This window comes from Archangium violaceum, assembly GCF_016859125.1.
Classification (GTDB): domain Bacteria; phylum Myxococcota; class Myxococcia; order Myxococcales; family Myxococcaceae; genus Archangium; species Archangium violaceum_A.
The window spans coordinates 1,729,837-1,746,269 of sequence record NZ_CP069338.1 but is presented as its reverse complement, the minus strand read 5'-3'; the positions used below and the strand labels follow the sequence as shown (position 1 = coordinate 1,746,269).

The following is a 16,433-nucleotide window of genomic DNA, read 5'->3' as shown; positions in this document are numbered from 1 at the left end:
CGTGCTCCGGGCCACGCTCGACCAGGTGCGCTTCCAGGCGAAGTAGCTTCCGGCTACGTCTTCCGCCACTCGTTGTTCTTCAGCTTCGTCGAGGCCCATCCCAAGCTCGCTCTCCCTCGCTGATCGAGCGACGTGCGGGGTGCAAGCGCGACGCTGGGCGCGCGCGGTGCGCTTGCCGTAGGAATCCGCGGCGCGGATGTATACTTCCGACCCGAGCGCTCCTGCATCAGGAGCGCTGCGAGGACGAAACACCATGCCTGGCCTGAAGACCTTCACACACACCTTCGTCGCAGCAACGATCGCCCTCGGCTCGATGACATGGGCCCGGGACGCGTCGGCGGCCCTGAAGGTGGCGAGCTGGAACATCCAGAACTTCAACTCGACCAAGGCGCAGAACGCGGACGTCATGAAGGTCGTCGTGGACACCGTCAAGCAGTACGACCTCGTCCTCGTGCAGGAGATCCGGGACACGACCGGCACCACGACGAAGACCCTCCTGAACCAGGTCAACGCCGCGACGGGCAACGCATACGGCATCCTCGTGAGCAATCGTCTGGGTCGGAAGAGTTCGAAGGAGCAATACGCCTTTCTTTACAAGAAGAGCGCGCTCACGGTGGTCGACAGCTACCACTATGCCGACGCCGGCGACCTCTTCGAGCGTGAGCCGTTCGTCGCGAGGTTCAGCACCACCCGGGCGGCCGTGAAGAACTTCTTCGTCGTTCCGCTCCACGCGGACCCCGCGTCGGCGGTCAAAGAGGTCGGAGCCCTGGTCAAGGTCTACGACAACGCCGTGAAGCGCTGGACCCTCAAGAACGGCGTGATCCTGGGGACCCTGTACGCGGACTGCGCCTATTTTGCCAAGGAACACTTCGCGACGAATCCCCTGCGCACGGACCCTCGGTTCTCCTGGCTCATCGGGGACGACAGCAACTCCACCATCGGTAAGGCGAAATGCGCTTACGAGCGAGCCGTCGTGGCAGGCGATAAGATGCGCGCGAATGCCTCGCAGGGTCGCACCGTGTATCTGGACGAAAGGTTCAACCTGACCCTGGAGGACATGAGGTTGGTGAGCGACAACTATCCGATCGAGTTCGTGATCAACTGATCGAGGTCCGCGCATAAGAGGAATTGGGGCAATGTCGAGGGCAGTGGGTTGGCGCGGAGAGGCAATCGCTCGCCCCCTCGCGCTTCCTTCACGTATGCAAATACACTCCGCCTGCTGAGGGCTGGTGCCGAGGAGGGTCGCTGACGGGGGGCATTGGGGCTGTGCCCTGGTGTACGGCCGCCAACGCCTGCCCCGCGCGCGCATGGCCAACGGACGCGTGACGGGACAGGGTGGTGCGCATGGCCCTCGCGCCGGAGACCGTCAGCTATTCGAGTGGCCGCGGCCGTGGCGTGCTGCTCGCCAGCGTGCTCGGCAGCGGCATGGCGTTCCTCGACTCCACCGCCGTCAACGTGGCCCTCCATGCGCTCGGCGAGGAGCTGGGCACCGGACTGTCCGGCCTGCAGTGGACCGTGGATGCCTATCTGCTCACGCTGGGCGCGCTCGTCCTCACCGGGGGCGCGCTCGGGGATGCCTTCGGGAGCCAGGCGGGCATCGCCTCGGGATTCAACAACGCGGTGGCGCGCATCGCGGGACTGCTCGCCGTGGCACTGCTGCCCGGCGTGAGCGGGCTGGCGGGCCACTCCGGGACGGACTTCCTCGTGGGCGTGCATCGCGCGCTGTGGCTCTCCGCCGCGCTGTGCGTGGTGGGTGGCGTGTGCTCCTGGCTGTTCATCCCCGGCGGGAAGCGCGGGGACGCGACGAAGCCCGGGTGAGCGTTCCGCCCCCGCTCGGAAGCGGAAGCCGGCCGCCCGCCCTTCGCCCGCGCCCCGACACTGGAGGCGGAGCAGCGCATGAGACGGAGAGGGGCGCTGTGGGCAGGAGCGGAGGGGCCGAGGACGGGTGACACGCGGGCCGTGCACCGGGCCGGTGGAGAGGCCGTGCAGCCTCTTCGGGCACACGCCGGCGCAGGCCGCGCTCCCCGTTCGGGCCTTGATGGCCCCGAGCCCCGTGGGTCTGTCGTTCAGTCGGACCCCTCCATCACCGGTGTTTGCTCCTTCGCTGTTCCAGCGAAGCGGCAAGCGCCTTCTTCACGAGTTTTCGATTGCAAAACGGCACGTAGTAGGAGAGAGAGCGACCTCCGAATGCCACTGACTCCGCCTTGAAGAGGCCACGCGGGAACGCCCCGGGCCAGTTCCACCCTTCTGAACGAGCCCTGGAAATCCCCCGGTACGGTGGCGTACGTCACCCTGCTTCATTTCCATTCCGCCCCACAGCTCCGCTCCTGAAACAGCCCTGAATCAGCGGCTGCATCAGGCTGGCCAGACCCGCGGCTGCGGCAACTGCGTCCGCAGGCGCGGCTTTGTGCTGGAGCGCGGTCCATCCCATCCGTGGCATCGGGAGACCCATGCCGCGCGGGCTCCTATTACCTATTTCCAGGAAGAGTACAGCTTGAATGAGACGGCTTCGATGAAGGCCCTGAAACAGGAGTGGTTCTCCCATGTCCGTGGAGACGTGATGGCGGGGCTCGTGGTGGCGCTCGCACTCATCCCCGAGGCCATCGCGTTCTCCATCATCGCGGGGGTAGATCCAAAGGTCGGTCTCTATGCTTCCTTCATCATCGCGGTGATGACGGCGTTCTTTGGAGGACGCCCTGGGATGATTTCGGCGGCCACCGGCGCCATGGCGTTGCTCATGGTGACGCTCGTCGCCAGACATGGCGTGGAGTATCTCTTCGCGGCCACCCTCCTCACCGGCATCCTGCAACTGGTATTTCGAGCGCTGCGGCTCAGCCGGTACATGAAATTCATTCCCCGCTCGGTGATGACCGGCTTCGTCAATGCGCTGGCCATCCTCATCTTCCTGGCCCAGTTGCCGCAGTTCACCGGCGCCACCTGGCAGATGTACGCCATGGTGGCCGCGGGTCTGGCCATCATCTACGGACTGCCCAGACTGACGAAGGCAGTGCCGTCCCCGCTCGTCGCCATCGTGTTGCTCACGGCCGTCTCCCTCTTCACCGGCAGCCCCGTGCGGACGGTGGGGGACATGGGCGCACTCCCCACCTCCCTTCCCCTCTTCCACATCCCCCAGGTCCCCTTCACCCTGGAGACCCTGCGCATCATCTTCCCGTATGCCGCGACGCTCACGTTCGTCGGGCTCTTGGAGTCACTCCTCACCGCGGCGGTCGTGGACGAGATGACCGACTCGCCGAGCTGCAAGCACAGCGAAGCGTTCGGGCAAGGAGTCGCCAACATCGTCACGGGCTTTTTTGGCGGCATGGCGGGGTGCGCGATGATCGGCCAATCCGTCATCAACGTGCGCTCCGGTGGACGCGGGCGCCTGTCCACCTTCTGCGCCGGCGTCTTCCTGCTCTTCTTCATCCTCGTGCTCGGTGACTGGGTCGCGCGCATCCCGATGGGTGCGCTCGTCGCCGTGATGATCATGGTTTCCATCGGCACCTTCGACTGGAGGTCGCTGCGAGACCTGCGGGTGATGCCCAGGAGCGAGTCCATCGTGATGATCGCCACGGTGCTGACCGTGGTGCTCACTCATGACCTGGCCAAGGGGGTGCTGGTGGGCGTCGTGCTGAGCGCCATCTTCTTCGCGCGCACCGTGGCCAAGCTGGTGTCCGTGAGGAGCTCGCTGAGCGAGGATGGACAGCGGCGGCGCTATACCGTCATGGGCGAAGTCTTCTTCGTATCCGTGGAGGGCTTCGTCGGCTCCTTCGACTTCAGGGAACACCTCGCACGGGTTGAAATCGACTTCACGCACTCTCATGTCTGGGACGCCTCGGCCGTCGCGGCCATTGACCGGGTCGTGCTGAAGTTCCGGGACAGAGGCGTCGACGTGGCGCTCATCGGCCTCAATGAGGCGAGTGCCATGTTGCTCGGACGCCTGGGCACGCATGACAAACCCGGAGCGGTGTTGACGGCGGGCCACTGACAGCCGCGGCACCGCTTGCATGAGCCACGCGGTCGGTATAGTCGCGTTCGACAAGGTGGAGGATTGTCGAATGACGCAGTCGCCGACGAAAGCGGAGACGGGCTGGGCGGACCTCCTCGCGGAAGGACGGCTGCCACGGTTCGCGTTGATCTGCCTGGGTGTCTGGATGAACGCGGCCGACAGCCTGGTCACCGCCACCATCATGCCGAGCGTGAGCGCCGAGCTCGGCGGCTATGCCTACTTCAGCTGGGCCGTGGCGGGATTCCTGGCGGGTGGGATCCTGGCGGGAACCAGCGCCGGACGACTCTCGGAGCTCCTCGGCCTGCGCTCCGCCACGGCGCTCGCGGGTCTCGTATTCGCGGTGGGCTGCGTTCTGAGCGCGGCCGCGCCAGATATCGGCGTCTTCCTGGCGGGTCGGCTCCTGCAGGGGATTGGCAGTGGCTGGATTTCAGGCTTCGCCATGGTCGCCATCGCACTGCTCTTCCCCGAGCGGCACCTGGCGCGGGTGTTCGCTTCGGTCTCCGCCATCTGGGGGCTCGCGACGGTGCTCGGGCCACTGATCGGCGGGCTCTTCGCGCAAGCGGGTAACTGGCGGGCGGTGTTCTGGCTCTTCGCCATCCAGGCCTTGATGTTTGGCGCCGCGACGCCGTGGCTGCTGAAGGGGACCGCTCAGGCCAGGGGGGGCGCGGGCATTCCATGGCTCCAGCTCGGGGCATTGGGGCTGGGCGTGGGCGCGATCGCGCTTGCCGATGTGAGCCGGTCTCCTGGAATCGCCCTGGGCTCGGTCGCGGCGGGCCTCGGGATCCTGGGACTGGTCCTGAAGCTCGACGCCCGGGCGCGCGTGCGTCTGCTGCCGCATCGCGCGGGTGATCTGCGGACGGTCTGCGGGTCGGGCTACGCCGCCATGTTCGCGCTGACCGCGGCCTCCATGGGGCTCACCGTGTACGGGCCCGCCATCCTCCAGAAGCTGAGAGGCCTTTCGCCGCTCTGGGCAGGATATGTGGTGGGGGCCCAGGCCCTGGCCTGGACGCTGGCCGCCTTCGTGGTCGCCGGCGCGTCCGGCGAGGGGGAGCGGCGGTGGATCCGGCGGGGCGCGGGCTGCGTCCTGGCGGGCGTGACCCTGCTGGCGCTCCACATGCACGAGGCGACACTCGGATGGGTGGTCGCCGCGGCTGCCATCACGGGCATGGGCTTCGGCTTCTCGTCCAGCCTGATGAACCGGCGGGTGATGGGCGCGCTCTCCAACGAGGATCGCGCCATCGGCAGCTCGGCCCTCATCGCGGTGCGCCAGACGGGTGGGGCGGTCGGCGCGGCGATCGCCGGCGCGACGGCGAACCTCGTGGGCTTCGGCACGGGGCTGACGGTCGCGAGCACCCAGGCGGCGGCGATCTGGGTCTTCGTCGCCTCGCTCCCACTGGCGCTCGCCGGCACCTGGGCGGCGTGGCGGCTGACGGGGACGGCGGTGAGAGCCCAGGCCGCCCAGGAGGGGGCGGCGGCTTCACCGGGAGCCGGAAGCTGAGCGTCGGGCACGTTGGACGCGGGCGTACTCGGCCTCCAGCGTGGCGGGCCGAGCGCCTCCGCGGCCTTCGCATCCAGCTCCTTGCGCAGCGTGGATGTCGCGGGATTCTCCGGGGACATCATCAGAGCACAGGTCAGACCCCCGGTTCGCCGCGGCCGCCCATGATGGCGAGCGCGGCAGGCGGGTCGGTTCCTCCAGCCAGCCCCTTCGGGCAGGTGCCTGCCCAGGCGGCCCACCCAGGTGGGACGTAGCAGGGGCGTGGGTTTCTGGGGCACCGTGACTGCTGGGCCTCAACACCACGCCACTGGGGGAGACCCCTGCGCTGCAGCCAGCTGAGCAGGCCGCGTGGGCAGTGCCAGGTGCTCCAGAACGGCGCGCACCCGGCGCTTGCCTCCACAACATCGAAGGCGTCGACCCCGTCCAGTCTGGCTGCGGTAGACATGTTGTCACTGTACGCCGCTGTCCACCCGGTCGATTTATGAGACGCCGTGCGACTTCGTCCCTCCTGGGGATGGAGGGAATTTTCCCCCCCCCCACACTCGATGAGCGACTCCATGAGGAAGTTCAAGCACCTGGCCCTTCGCGCCGGACTGTACGCTGGCCTGCTGGGCACGGCCCTGGCCCCACTGCATTCGCTGGCCCTCCCCAACGCCCTGGCGGGCTCGACGGTCATCAACGAGACCTTCACCTCATCCGCCGGCGGCTTCTCCGTGGTCAGCGGAGGTACGTGGGCCGTGAGCGGCGGGCAGTACGTGCTCACCAACCCGTCCAACGCCAGCGTGGTGAACAGCAACCTCGCCATCCACAACACGAAGGTGACGGGCGACTTCACCCTCACCGTGGATGGGAAGGCCACCCCCACCACCAATGTCTGGAATGACTTCTCCGTCGTCTTCAGCTACCAGGACGCACAGAACTACCACTACGTCAGCTTCAGCGAGAGCAACGATGGGCTGACGAAGGGCATCTTCAAGGTCACCAATGGCATGAAGACGCAGCTGGCGGACATCACCGCGGCCTTCACGGCGGGGACGCTGTACCGGGTCAAGGTGGAGCGGACCGGGAGCACCCTCAAGGCCTTCCTCAACGGTACGCTCGTGGCCACCGCCTCCAGCGCCACGCCCGCCACCGGCCAGGTCGGCGTGGGCTCGCAGAACGACGGCGCCGCCTTCGACAACGTCAACGTGACGCTGGCGTCGGCCAGCTACAAGCTGAGCTGGGCTCCGCCCGCGCTCACCAACGCCACCACCGTCAACGTGACGAACGCGGACCGGAGCATCAACCTGGACAAGACGCGGGACTACGTCCTCGTCATCAAGGAGAAGCTGCTCGGCGGCCTGAGCATCCACGGCGGGCGGAATGTGGTGCTCATCGGCGGGCACATCGAAATCCAGCGCGTGACCGACCGGCGCGGGCTGTTCCTGGACGGGTGGACGGGCACCATGCACGTGGAGGGGCTGCTCATCGACGGTGAGCACCTGGGTGACGCGGTGGTCATCAGCACCGGGACCGCCGGCACCATCCTTCAGCTGCAGAACGTCCGCACCGGCAAGGTCCACGGCACGCCCGAGGAGGCCGCCTGCTACACCTGCCCGGGCGTCTACCACCCGGACGTCCTCCAGAACTATGGCGGGCCGACGTACTACCGCATCGACCGGCTGACGGGCAGCACCAACTACCAGGGGCTGATGGTTCAGCCGGAGGAGTTCGGCACGTCGACGGTGCTCGCCGACTTCCGCAACATGAACATCACCAGTGACGGGGCCTACTTCATCTACCGGGCATCGGGCACCCAGGACTTCGTCCTCACCAACGTGTGGTTCTACAAGGCGCAGGGCACGAAGTACGGCTACCCGGAGAACGACCCGGAGTGGGCCGCCATCAAGAAGGGCCTGCCTCCCGGTGGTGACTTCGTGCCCGCGGGCTCCGTGGGCATGAACTACGTGTCCCCGGGCTACGCGAACTGAGTGTCGGAGCCGTGGAGTGGAGGGGCGCTCATTTCGGGGCGCCCCTCTCGCGGGAGCAGGGCGTCCACGTACCGGCCCAGGAGCGCCGCGTCCCGCTCCGGGCGCGTGATGCAAGCGCGTGGGGTGCGTTGCGAGCGCTACTGCACCCGCAGCTCGCGCGGGATGGAGGCGTGGAGCTCCAGGCGCTTTCCCGTGAGCGGATGCATGAAACACAGCCGCTCCGCATGCAGCAGGTAGCCGGTATCCCCGAGCAGTCCCGGCTGCTCGGCGCGCGGCACGCCTCCCTCGGTGTAGACGGGATCTCCTTCGAGCGGATGCCCGATGAAGGCCAGGTGGATGCGGATCTGCTGGGGGCGGCCCGTCTGGATGTCCACCTGGAAGAGGGTGCTCGCCACGCGCCGCTGGAGCACGCGCGCCAGGCTTCGGGACGCCTTTCCACCTGGAGTCGCCATGGGGACCCTGCCCAGGCCTGGATGCACCGCCTCGCCGATGGGCGCGGTGATCTCGTAGAACTCCTGGGCGGCCACGTTGAGCGACAGGGCCCGGTAGCGCTTTTCCACCTCATGCTCGCGCCAGGCGCGGGACAGTTTCGCCGCGGCGTCGTGCGTGCGCGCGAAGAGCACGAGGCCCGAGGTGCCACGCCCCAGCCGATGCAGGGGGCTCGCCTCCGGGAAGCGCTCCCGCACGACGCTGAGCAGCGTGTTCACGAGGAATCCTCCGCCCGGCACCGTGGGCAGGCCGCCCGGCTTGATGACCGCCAGGAGCGCCTCGTCCTCGTGCACGAGCGAGTAGTCGCGAGGCGTCTCCTTTTCCTCCCAGGGCGGCCGGTTCCACACGAGCCACTGGCCGGCTCTCAGGAGCTCCTCGCCCGTCGCGGGGACGTCATCCAACAGGACCTCGCCCCGCGCGAACCGCTCCCGCCACACCGCCTCTGGAGAGTGCCGGTAGGTGTCGACCAGATAGGAGAGCGTGCTCGCTCCCCGTGCCCGGGCGCCCAGCTGTTCCCGGTAGGCATAGCCCGTATTGAGTGCCATGCCGCTATCCCTCCCTCGAAGACACGGAAGAATCCGCGCCAGGCTCCATCCGCTCGGCACCTGCTCGTAACACCGTCACCTCGCACCACCCTGGGCTTGACCCGCTCACCGGTCCTCCAGGCTCAACATGCGCTCTGTTCCGCCCGACGTCCACCCGGCGACGGGGAGACGGTTGGTGGGCCGGTTGCGCTACGTACTGGCCCATGGCGTGAAGGAGGGACTGGTGGAGAGGAGTGCTGAGTGGCCGGGCCTCACGAGCCTGCCGCAGTTGCTGGGGCCAGCACGAAGGCTGTTCCGGTGGTTCAACTGGACGAAGCGCTGGAGCAAGCGGGGAGGAGGTGGATGCCGAGGCTCGAAACCGGGGCAGGCCCGTGTTGGGGGCTCGAGCCATTGGCGGGGATACCCTGGAAAGGCGCTCGGCGGGGCCATCTTCTTCGTCGTGCTCGCGCTCCAGCAGGAGGTGGGCTACTCGCCCCTGGAGGCAGGCGCCTCGCTGCTCCCCATCACGGCGCTGATGCTCCTGCTATCGCCCTCCGTGGGCGGACTCGCCCAGCGCGTGGGCTCGCGCCTGCCCATGCTCGTCGGGCCGCTCGTCTGCGCGGTGGGGCTCGCCCTGTTCACCCGCATCGAGCACGGGGGCACCTACGTGGGCTCCGTGCTCCCGGGCGCGGTGGGACTGGGGCTCGGGCTGGCGCTCACCGTGGGGCCGCTCACCGCCACCGTGCTCGACAGCGTCGCCGGGAGCCAGGCGGGCATCGCCTCGGGATTCAACAACGCGGTGGCGCGCATCGCGGGACTGCTCGCCGTGGCACTGCTGCCCGGCGTGAGCGGGCTGGCGGGCCACTCCGGGACGGACTTCCTCGTGGGCGTGCATCGCGCGCTGTGGATCTCCGCCTCGCTGTGCGTGGTGGGTGGCGTGTGCTCCTGGCTGTTCATCCCCGGCGGGAAGCGCGGGGACGCGACGAAGCCCGGGTGAGCGTCCCGCCCCCGGCGTGTTGGCGTGCAGGGAGAAGCCCCCGTATTGACGGGCATGCCATGGCCGCCCTGTAATTCCTGTTTGTGCACCCGGAGAGCGGGGCCACGGCCAGGAGGCTTTACATGCCACGCCAGGCGATTCTGTTACTGGCCTCGTTCCTCGTTGGATGCAGCGCCACAACGAAGGCAGTCCGCCTGGACACGGGCCAGGGCACGCCCATCGTCCACGTCCCGCGCCAAGACGTGGAGCCGGTGGAGGTGAGCCATGAAGAGCTCAAGGAGGCCGCCGCAGAATATGCTCCCTCCGTGCCTCCGGTGGAACGTCCCCTGGAATACGCCCGCCAGTTGTTCGGAGTGCCCGAACGAAGCGGCTGGTTCCGGTACGAGGCGAGCAACCCGCGGCTCCTGCCCACGGAGCCGGGGAGCCACCAGAACCTTCGCCTGTTGCCAGAAGACGAGGAGTTGAAGCGCCGCTACCTGCTGTGGTGTGAGCGCACGTGGGGACCCGGGGATTGTCTGCGCCTGCTGGTGGACAGGCCCATTCTGGAGGGTGATGCAAGGTACGCTCTGGCCATGGCGATTGCCCAGAACAAGGTGCTGGGGGCCATGAAGGAAGAGCTCGCGCGATTGGTGAGCCCCCAGGCGGTGCTCGCCACGGTCGTCGGGGGCCTGACTGTGTATGCGATTTTGCTGGCGATGCCCGAGCCCGTGAGCAAGGGCGTGGCCGCGCTGCTGACACTGGGGGCCATGGCGTACCTGGGCTGGGACACGGTGTGGCGTCTGATGGATGGGTGGCTGGTTCTGATGAAGGAGGTGGATCGGGCCACCACGTTCGACGAGCTCCGTGCGGCAGGAGGAAGGAAGGCCTCCCAATCGAGGTCATCCAGATTCCCCCGGCTCCATATTATTGAGGAGTGGCCGTTCAATGATGGAAACCTACTACGCTGGCTCCTACTGGCTCGCCCGGCCCGAATCGGTCGCGGCTTGCGCACAACGCGCGGAGCATTTCTTCCATCTCCTGAGCCAATGCGATCCAGCATGGAGCCGCTGGTATCAACCGGATGACTCCTTTGAGAAGGCACGCCAATGCCAGTTCACTCCAAATGCCGCGAGCTTCCAGGCGCTGTTCGCACAGGAGGAACACCAGCGCGGTGATGGCTTCAGGTTCCGGCTGTGGACGGGCGACAGCCAGGAGGAAACCTCCTCCGCCGGAGCGTCGTGCGGTTCAACTGAAACCTTGCTTCAATCCAACTGCTTGCTCGAGCCCTTCGATGAAGGCCCTGTCGGGGAACGGATCCTGACCACTCCCGTGATGACCCAGGTGCTGCGCGCCATGGCCCTGGCCTGGGACCCGGAGTGGGGCGTGGTTACGAGCAACGCGCACCGACAAATGGTGGTGAAGGGTTTTCCGTACGCAGGCACCTTCGTGGGCTGGGTGATGTACTTCTCGCGGCTGCGAGGCACGGTGCCTCCACTGCCAGTTCCTGTGCGCATCGAACCCGTGGAGGACAAGGGCACTCTCGTCATCCTCACCTCCGAGAGGTTCACCGCCTCCAACCCGGAGCACGTCACACTGGCCGCTCGCGTCCACGAGATATTGGACCGGGCCGGGCTGCTGCGAAGGTTGCAGCCATGGCCGACTGGTTGACTGCATGCCGTAGGTTGCTCCGTAACTCCGCTTCTTCCACCACCTAAGCGCCTGCGGCCCAAGCCCATTCCGGCGGGCGAACTCCGCCACCGACAACCCGCTCTCCTCATACGCTTCGAGTACCGCCCGTGCTTCGGACTCCGACCAGTAGCTGCTCGCCGCTGCCCTCGCCAGTGTTGCTTCCACTTCTGCCGTGTTGCGTCCCATGTCCACACCTCCTGGTTTGCAACGCTGCACGGCCCTCCCTTCTCTCGGAAGGTGTGGTCCGCCGAGCGCTTACTCACATCCTCACCATCCCTCCGCACCGCTCCGCCGAGCGCGCCGCCTGCGTGTACACGCTGATGGCCTCGTACGTGCTGGCCGGAGTCGAGCCGTGGGCATTCCTGGCCGACGTGCTGGAGACGCACGCCCGCGGCTGGCCCCAGCATCGGCTTGAGGCGCTGCTGCCACCCATGTGGAAGGTAGCGCACGAGGCTGCCGCGCAGCCTCCCTCAACCGCTCCTGCGGCGACCTGTGCGCTGCCCCTCCCGGACAGGGTGGGCGGCGCGGCCCGTTATCACATCCTCGCCTTCCCTCTGCACCGCTCCGCCGAGCGGATACAGCTCAACGAGTCCTTTGACACCTTCCGCGGCTCGCGAACCTGCAGCGTGTAGAGGGTGATGCGCCGCTCGAAGCACCCGAGGACGTAGACTCCGGCCTCCTCGTGTACGCCCATCTGCTGAAGGATGTCGCGTTCCGTGACCGTGGCCATGCACTCTCCCCGGAGGGACAAGCCAAGGTGAACTCTCCTGGTGCAGAGGTTCGGGTGCTTCCCTGCTCGCCATGTCATCCTGCTGTTGCACACCTCGCCTCGGGGCGCCCATGACCCGAACCGTCCGGCCTCGTTCTCTGCTGCCGCTGTTCCTCTCCGCGCTGCTGCTGGCCGCGTGCGCCACCCCACCCATCTGGGAGGCAACCGAGCCCAACGACACCAACATCTGCGACGATGCGGATGCCGACCGGTGCGTCGTGCTCGCCTGTGACGAGGGCGAGTGTGCAGTCTTCGACTGCGAGGACGTGGACCCGGAGGCGCTCACGCAAGGGCCCCTGTCGCATGGTGCGGAGCTGGCTCGACTCCCTCGCCCTCCTTTTCGCGCCCCCAGCACTCAGCGCAACTGGAGGCGCGCGGGGCTTCGGGAGGACGCTCGGCCCCGGATGACCTTCCACTTCCGCTACCGCCAGGGCTTCCTCCCCGCCTTTCCGCGGCTCGAAGGCACGCTGATCAAGCACCACCTCTTCCCCCAGGCGCAGGAGTTCAGGACATGGCTCAACCGCAGTGGCATCAACATCCACGAGTGGACGATGCTCATCCCGGAACAAGTACACCTGCGCATTCACCGCGGCGCCAATGGAGGTACGTGGAACGCCGCGTGGCGGCAGGTCATGAGGAGCAGTCCCGGAGTCGTGCCGAAGGAGGTCCTGATCCGCAAGGCCTTCGAATTGGCCCTGCGCTTCGACATCGCCGGTCCCCTCAGGTCGTACTACGCTCCAGTGCCCGCACCCGGACCCCAGGTTCTCGCTCCTTGACCTTCGGGTTCGAAACCCGGCCGCATGAGATTCTACGAGTTGGATAGAGACCCTTCGCCACGCTACACGGGCAACCTGAACGCTTCCCATAAGTGGAGTCTGCCCGGTGTGGAACCCTGTCCTGTCTGTGGTTTGCAGCCAGAGGGAGGGACATCGGCTCAATACCCGTGCGTGGACCTGTCGGGTCTGCCGCCCGAGGACCAGGAGAAGCTCCTGGACTCCTGGCCTGTTCCGCGCGCGGAGTTCATCCGGCGGCGCGAGCTCGTGCGCCCATTCGCGCCTCCCTACGCTGTACTGGAATCGGGAGCAGCGTTCGGCCCTCTCCAGGGAACAGGTCTGGGCTACTTCGGCCAGCTCATCATGCAGAACCCCTGGTCCCTCTGCATGCGGCGCGAGGCCCTGGAGCGCTTGCAGAGTACGGGCGTGCGTGGCCTGACCGGCTGCCCCACCCAGGTGCGGTTCCGCACCAAACACGCTCCCGAGTTGAGGGACATCCAGCTCGAAAGCCATGGGCGATTCCATCAGGACTGCCTGCCGCCCCCGAATCCTCCGTGCCCCACCTGTGGTGTCGCCATGGGCTACAGCCTCCCAGACCCGTATTGCCTCGACGCAGCCTCACTGCCACAGCACGTGGACATCTTCCGGCTGACCGAGGCCTCGACGCTCATCATCGCCAACGAGCGCCTGGTGGACGCGGTGCGCCGCCTGGAACTGGACGGGGTCGTCTTCAAGGAACTGGAGGTCCGCTGAGCCATCACCCGGTGAGTGTCCAGGCAGGGTGTCAGACGAATCGTAGGGACGAAATGTCCGTACGAGTCCTTACGAGTCCTTTGGCTCCTTCTTGGGCTCGCCCTCTACCGGTCTGGACACCCGGTCTGCGGTCCGGAGGGGGAACACCTTCGAACAGACCGCAGAGGGCTCCTGGCCCTCCTTGACTTGACGGGTCCAATCCGCTCCCCTTTGAGTCTCCACGGAGGAGCTCACCATGGCGGACGAGAAGAGCGGGAAGGACGGCGGACTGGGGCCCTTCGAACTGGGCAGGTGCTACGAGGTGGATTCCCGCCTGGGGCGCCTCCACGAAGCGCGGAACGTGGCCACGGGCACCCCGGCCCTGACGCTCATTCCGAGGAATGACGTGGAGTGGCAACCCGCGGGGGCCTGCCGGATGCGTCTCCTCTACGCGCCGGAGCGGAACTCGGTGACGGTGGACGTGGAGCAGGCGCCCGCCTCGGTGCGCACGTCGGAACTGACCAACCTCCTGGTCATGATGACGGCCGCGTTCAAGCGCGTGGAGGATGATGATGACGAGGTAGACGCCCACCTCGCCAGCGGGCCTGTGCTGCGCCTGGAGCCCAGGGACTCGCGCGTGCGCCGGAAGGGGCCTTCCAGGATGTGGCTCACCGCCGCTGGGATCGCCGTGCTCGCGGTGGGCCTCGGTGTCTGCTCTTCGTTACCCTGGCCTCGCGAACCCGAGCCCCTGCGGACGGATGAGGCACCCGGCGAGTCTCCGATCTTCGCGGATGGACAGGACCTCTCCCTGGCGGTCATTGCCTATCCGATGCCGCAGACGCCTTTCAAGGAACAGCGCAAGCCGCCGTGTCTCGAAGGGACGGAGACGGAAATCCGGGGGGGCTGCTGGATCCAACACAAGCGGGATGCGCCCTGTCCGCGAAACACGGCCGAGTACCAGGGCAAGTGCTTCATCCCCGTGAAGAAGCCGGAGCCCTTGCCGCGCTCCATGATGCCCTGAACTCCAAGGGGGGGCAGGGCGTGACGGCACGGGCGGCACGGAGGCAGGACGTGGTGTTGGACGACTCGTAGGGAGTGAGGTGTCGGCACGAGTTCTTTGACACTTTCCTCGGAGACTCAGACCTCGACGAAATCGGTGCCTGTGATGCCCTCCACCTCCATGGCCAGTTTGACCTGCTCGGAGACGATGAGGACCACCAGCCAGCCCCAAGGGCGGAAGATGTGGGCCACCCCTATCTTCGCCGGGTCCACCTTCAGCCCCACGACCTTCTTGTATTGACCCACCTTGTCCGGGCGCTCGTCCTCGGGACGCCAATAGCCCACCTCCTCGCATCGAGCTTCGTCGATGCACCGGATGACTTGAAGGGCATTGAGGATGAACCAGGGCTCCGCCTGTCCCTCCACATCGACAGGGATGAATTGCACCTCATTCTGAATCCCCAGGCGATTGAAGAGAGAGACGACCCGGCGGTGAACGACAGGGACTCCCAGGGACTGAGTAAACCGGAGGGCAACACCCGTCTGCTTCACGGCAATGCGAATAGGCCCCTTGATATCGACGACTTTCCCCTCCTTGAACAGCCAGGGGTTGATACTCTCACCCTCTCCATCGACAGGCGTTTTCAGGTGCCAACGCCCTGGAAAGTACATGTCATCGTGTATTCTGTAGTATCTCATCCCCGTGCTCATGGCTTTCTCGTGGCGAGCTTGTTGAGCTTGGAGCCTGGCGTACAGACTTCCCCTGCGAGTTCATCGAGCGCTCTCACAAGCCGGTCTCGACACTCAGCCTGGTTCCGACAAATCCCAAGCGCATCCTCCAGCCGGTCGAAGATCTCCTGGTGGTACTCCTTGGGATGAGGCCCCTTGTGATCTCGCAGATAGATGATGTTCGCCGGGTCATTGAGACTCATCCCCGCCAATCCGAAGAGTTCCTCGAACCGAGGAGTCCACGGGCCGCCGCTGATTTCGGATGTGTCATTCTTGTTCGTGCACAGATGGTGGGCATGGTTGTCGCTCTTCTTCGACTCAGCACAAGCTCCCGTGGTCCGGGTCGCGGCCACCGCTGATGATACCGTCGCGGCCACCGTGTTCGCCGTCACCCCCATCAGCACCACCGTACCGTCCGCCACGTTCACTTGCGCTCGGGCCCTCACGCCCACCATCAGCCGACCCCTACCGCCTCCTCCCGCGAAACCAAACCGGGGAGGAGACAACCGCGCCCACAATCCGCCACCAGGTACCTCCGGCAATCCCCTAGCCAGCCTGGCCCCCGCCACCGTCACCAACACTCTCAGCCCTACTCCTCCTAACGCCTTCCCGAAGCGCTCGGCCGCCGCCTCCAACTGCACTTGCGTCCTGGCCGCTTCAGCCTCCCGGTACAGGTTCAGACACGCAAGCCCCACGTTGTAGAGTTCCGTCGCCGTGTATGTCAGCAACAACCCTATCGTCACGGCCGTTGCAAACGCCTTGGAGATGACGGGCTCGGGCGCCGCCCACGCCATCATGTAGAGCAGCATCGACATGCCTACCGACAGCAACACCGCGCGCGAGCTGAACATCTCCACCGCTGCCTCTCTTACCCCTTCTCCCATGTAGCGTGGCGAGAGCGCCAGGGCCTGGAACCACCTCTCTCGCTCCAGCGAGGCCGACAGTGCGATCTGGGCAGGCCCGTATAGCTCCTCGTATGACTCGCGTACCGTCCTCTCCATGCTCGAGAAAGACGGTGACCCGGTCAGGATGCCCGCTACCACAATCCTCGTGGAGGATTTCGCTGTGAAACGCAGGCCCAGCGCATCCACCACCGCCCTCGCGTCCTCCCGCGTCAACAGTTCCAATGCTGGATTGGGCCCGAGCTTCTTGAAGGTGAGCCTCAGGCCGTATCCCTGGTCCCCGTGGTATTCGCTCACCCCCACGGGCTCCAGCACAGGGAGCCGCGCTTCCACTTCGGGCAGGGCTGCTCGGGCCCAGAGAGGCACCAACAGAAACAGGA

At 66.5% G+C, this 16,433-nt stretch carries 13 protein-coding genes and 3 pseudogenes; 12 read left to right on the top strand and 4 right to left on the bottom strand.

Going from position 1 to position 16,433, the window contains the following annotated elements; genetic code table 11:
• Nucleotides 1-253: 253 nt before the first annotated feature.
• The 5 genes from JQX13_RS07365 (at nt 254) to JQX13_RS07345 (ending at nt 7,471) form a co-directional block, all read left to right on the top strand.
• On the top strand, nt 254-1,105 hold the full coding sequence (locus JQX13_RS07365) for an endonuclease/exonuclease/phosphatase family protein (protein ID WP_203408338.1): 852 nt from the start codon (nt 254-256) through the stop codon (nt 1,103-1,105).
• 239 nt (nt 1,106-1,344) lie between these two features.
• Nucleotides 1,345-1,818 (top strand): hypothetical protein, encoded by a 474-nt coding sequence (locus tag JQX13_RS07360; protein ID WP_239014598.1) that lies wholly within the window; start codon nt 1,345-1,347, stop codon nt 1,816-1,818.
• Nucleotides 1,819-2,512: 694 nt separating this feature from the next.
• Nucleotides 2,513-3,985 (top strand): SulP family inorganic anion transporter, encoded by a 1,473-nt coding sequence (locus JQX13_RS07355; protein WP_203408337.1) that lies wholly within the window; start codon nt 2,513-2,515, stop codon nt 3,983-3,985.
• Nucleotides 3,986-4,055: 70 nt separating this feature from the next.
• Complete coding sequence (locus JQX13_RS07350) at nt 4,056-5,504, top strand: MFS transporter (RefSeq protein ID WP_203408336.1); 1,449 nt, start codon at nt 4,056-4,058, stop codon at nt 5,502-5,504.
• Nucleotides 5,505-6,058: 554 nt separating this feature from the next.
• On the top strand, nt 6,059-7,471 hold the full coding sequence (locus JQX13_RS07345) for a hypothetical protein (RefSeq protein ID WP_203408335.1): 1,413 nt from the start codon (nt 6,059-6,061) through the stop codon (nt 7,469-7,471).
• 137 nt (nt 7,472-7,608) lie between these two features.
• Here the strand turns inward: JQX13_RS07345 and JQX13_RS07340 are convergent, their stop codons facing one another.
• On the bottom strand, nt 7,609-8,505 hold the full coding sequence (locus JQX13_RS07340) for an RluA family pseudouridine synthase (protein WP_203408334.1): 897 nt from the start codon (nt 8,503-8,505) through the stop codon (nt 7,609-7,611).
• A 127-nt stretch (nt 8,506-8,632) separates the two neighbouring features.
• Between JQX13_RS07340 and JQX13_RS07335 the strand changes: the two genes are divergently transcribed.
• The 3 genes and pseudogenes from JQX13_RS07335 to JQX13_RS07330 all read left to right on the top strand — a co-directional run bounded on the left by JQX13_RS07335 (nt 8,633) and on the right by JQX13_RS07330 (nt 11,128).
• On the top strand, nt 8,633-9,481 hold the full coding sequence (locus JQX13_RS07335; protein ID WP_203412652.1) for an MFS transporter: 849 nt from the start codon (nt 8,633-8,635) through the stop codon (nt 9,479-9,481).
• Between the two features lie 122 nt (nt 9,482-9,603).
• Nucleotides 9,604-10,335 (top strand): annotated as a pseudogene (sitA5, locus tag JQX13_RS56180) (SitA5 family polymorphic toxin); the annotation flags it as partial.
• A gap of 70 nt (nt 10,336-10,405) precedes the next feature.
• Nucleotides 10,406-11,128, top strand: coding sequence for an immunity 52 family protein (locus tag JQX13_RS07330; protein WP_203408333.1), 723 nt, complete (start codon nt 10,406-10,408; stop codon nt 11,126-11,128).
• 69 nt (nt 11,129-11,197) lie between these two features.
• Here JQX13_RS07330 and JQX13_RS56175 read toward each other — a convergent pair.
• Nucleotides 11,198-11,335: pseudogene (locus JQX13_RS56175) on the bottom strand (hypothetical protein); the annotation flags it as partial.
• A gap of 53 nt (nt 11,336-11,388) precedes the next feature.
• On the opposite strand from JQX13_RS56175, the gene JQX13_RS07320 reads away from it, so the two are divergent.
• The 4 genes from JQX13_RS07320 to JQX13_RS07305 all read left to right on the top strand — a co-directional run bounded on the left by JQX13_RS07320 (nt 11,389) and on the right by JQX13_RS07305 (nt 14,444).
• On the top strand, nt 11,389-11,781 hold the full coding sequence (locus JQX13_RS07320; RefSeq protein ID WP_203408332.1) for a transposase domain-containing protein: 393 nt from the start codon (nt 11,389-11,391) through the stop codon (nt 11,779-11,781).
• Between the two features lie 208 nt (nt 11,782-11,989).
• Entirely contained in the window at nt 11,990-12,694 is a 705-nt protein-coding gene (sitA6, locus tag JQX13_RS07315; protein WP_203408331.1) for a SitA6 family polymorphic toxin lipoprotein, read from the top strand.
• A gap of 24 nt (nt 12,695-12,718) precedes the next feature.
• A complete protein-coding gene (gene sitI6, locus JQX13_RS07310) occupies nt 12,719-13,444 on the top strand; it encodes a SitI6 family double-CXXCG motif immunity protein (RefSeq protein WP_203408330.1) in 726 nt (241 codons plus the stop codon).
• Between the two features lie 235 nt (nt 13,445-13,679).
• Complete coding sequence (locus JQX13_RS07305; protein WP_203408329.1) at nt 13,680-14,444, top strand: hypothetical protein; 765 nt, start codon at nt 13,680-13,682, stop codon at nt 14,442-14,444.
• 116 nt (nt 14,445-14,560) lie between these two features.
• Here the strand turns inward: JQX13_RS07305 and JQX13_RS07300 are convergent, their stop codons facing one another.
• Both JQX13_RS07300 and JQX13_RS07295 read right to left on the bottom strand, forming a co-directional pair.
• Nucleotides 14,561-15,133, bottom strand: a complete 573-nt coding sequence (locus tag JQX13_RS07300; RefSeq protein WP_239014597.1) for an imm11 family protein — start codon at nt 15,131-15,133, stop codon at nt 14,561-14,563.
• Nucleotides 15,130-16,158 (bottom strand): annotated as a pseudogene (locus JQX13_RS07295) (AHH domain-containing protein); the annotation flags it as partial. The pseudogene JQX13_RS07295 and the gene JQX13_RS07300, both read right to left, overlap by 4 nt.
• Between the last annotated feature and the right edge of the window lie 275 nt (nt 16,159-16,433).

What these genes read in the sequence shown, in the direction of transcription:
- JQX13_RS07365 (WP_203408338.1), top strand. Translation starts at nt 254, where the DNA reads ATGCCTGGCCTGAAGACCTTCACACACACCTTCGTCGCAGCAACGATC.
- JQX13_RS07360 (WP_239014598.1), top strand. Translation starts at nt 1,345, where the DNA reads ATGGCCCTCGCGCCGGAGACCGTCAGCTATTCGAGTGGCCGCGGCCGT.
- JQX13_RS07355 (WP_203408337.1), top strand. Translation starts at nt 2,513, where the DNA reads ATGAAGGCCCTGAAACAGGAGTGGTTCTCCCATGTCCGTGGAGACGTG.
- JQX13_RS07350 (WP_203408336.1), top strand. Translation starts at nt 4,056, where the DNA reads ATGACGCAGTCGCCGACGAAAGCGGAGACGGGCTGGGCGGACCTCCTC.
- JQX13_RS07345 (WP_203408335.1), top strand. Translation starts at nt 6,059, where the DNA reads ATGAGGAAGTTCAAGCACCTGGCCCTTCGCGCCGGACTGTACGCTGGC.
- JQX13_RS07340 (WP_203408334.1), bottom strand. Translation starts at nt 8,505, where the DNA reads ATGGCACTCAATACGGGCTATGCCTACCGGGAACAGCTGGGCGCCCGG.
- JQX13_RS07335 (WP_203412652.1), top strand. Translation starts at nt 8,633, where the DNA reads ATGCGCTCTGTTCCGCCCGACGTCCACCCGGCGACGGGGAGACGGTTG.
- JQX13_RS07330 (WP_203408333.1), top strand. Translation starts at nt 10,406, where the DNA reads ATGATGGAAACCTACTACGCTGGCTCCTACTGGCTCGCCCGGCCCGAA.
- sitA6 (WP_203408331.1), top strand. Translation starts at nt 11,990, where the DNA reads ATGACCCGAACCGTCCGGCCTCGTTCTCTGCTGCCGCTGTTCCTCTCC.
- sitI6 (WP_203408330.1), top strand. Translation starts at nt 12,719, where the DNA reads ATGAGATTCTACGAGTTGGATAGAGACCCTTCGCCACGCTACACGGGC.
- JQX13_RS07305 (WP_203408329.1), top strand. Translation starts at nt 13,680, where the DNA reads ATGGCGGACGAGAAGAGCGGGAAGGACGGCGGACTGGGGCCCTTCGAA.
- JQX13_RS07300 (WP_239014597.1), bottom strand. Translation starts at nt 15,133, where the DNA reads ATGAGCACGGGGATGAGATACTACAGAATACACGATGACATGTACTTT.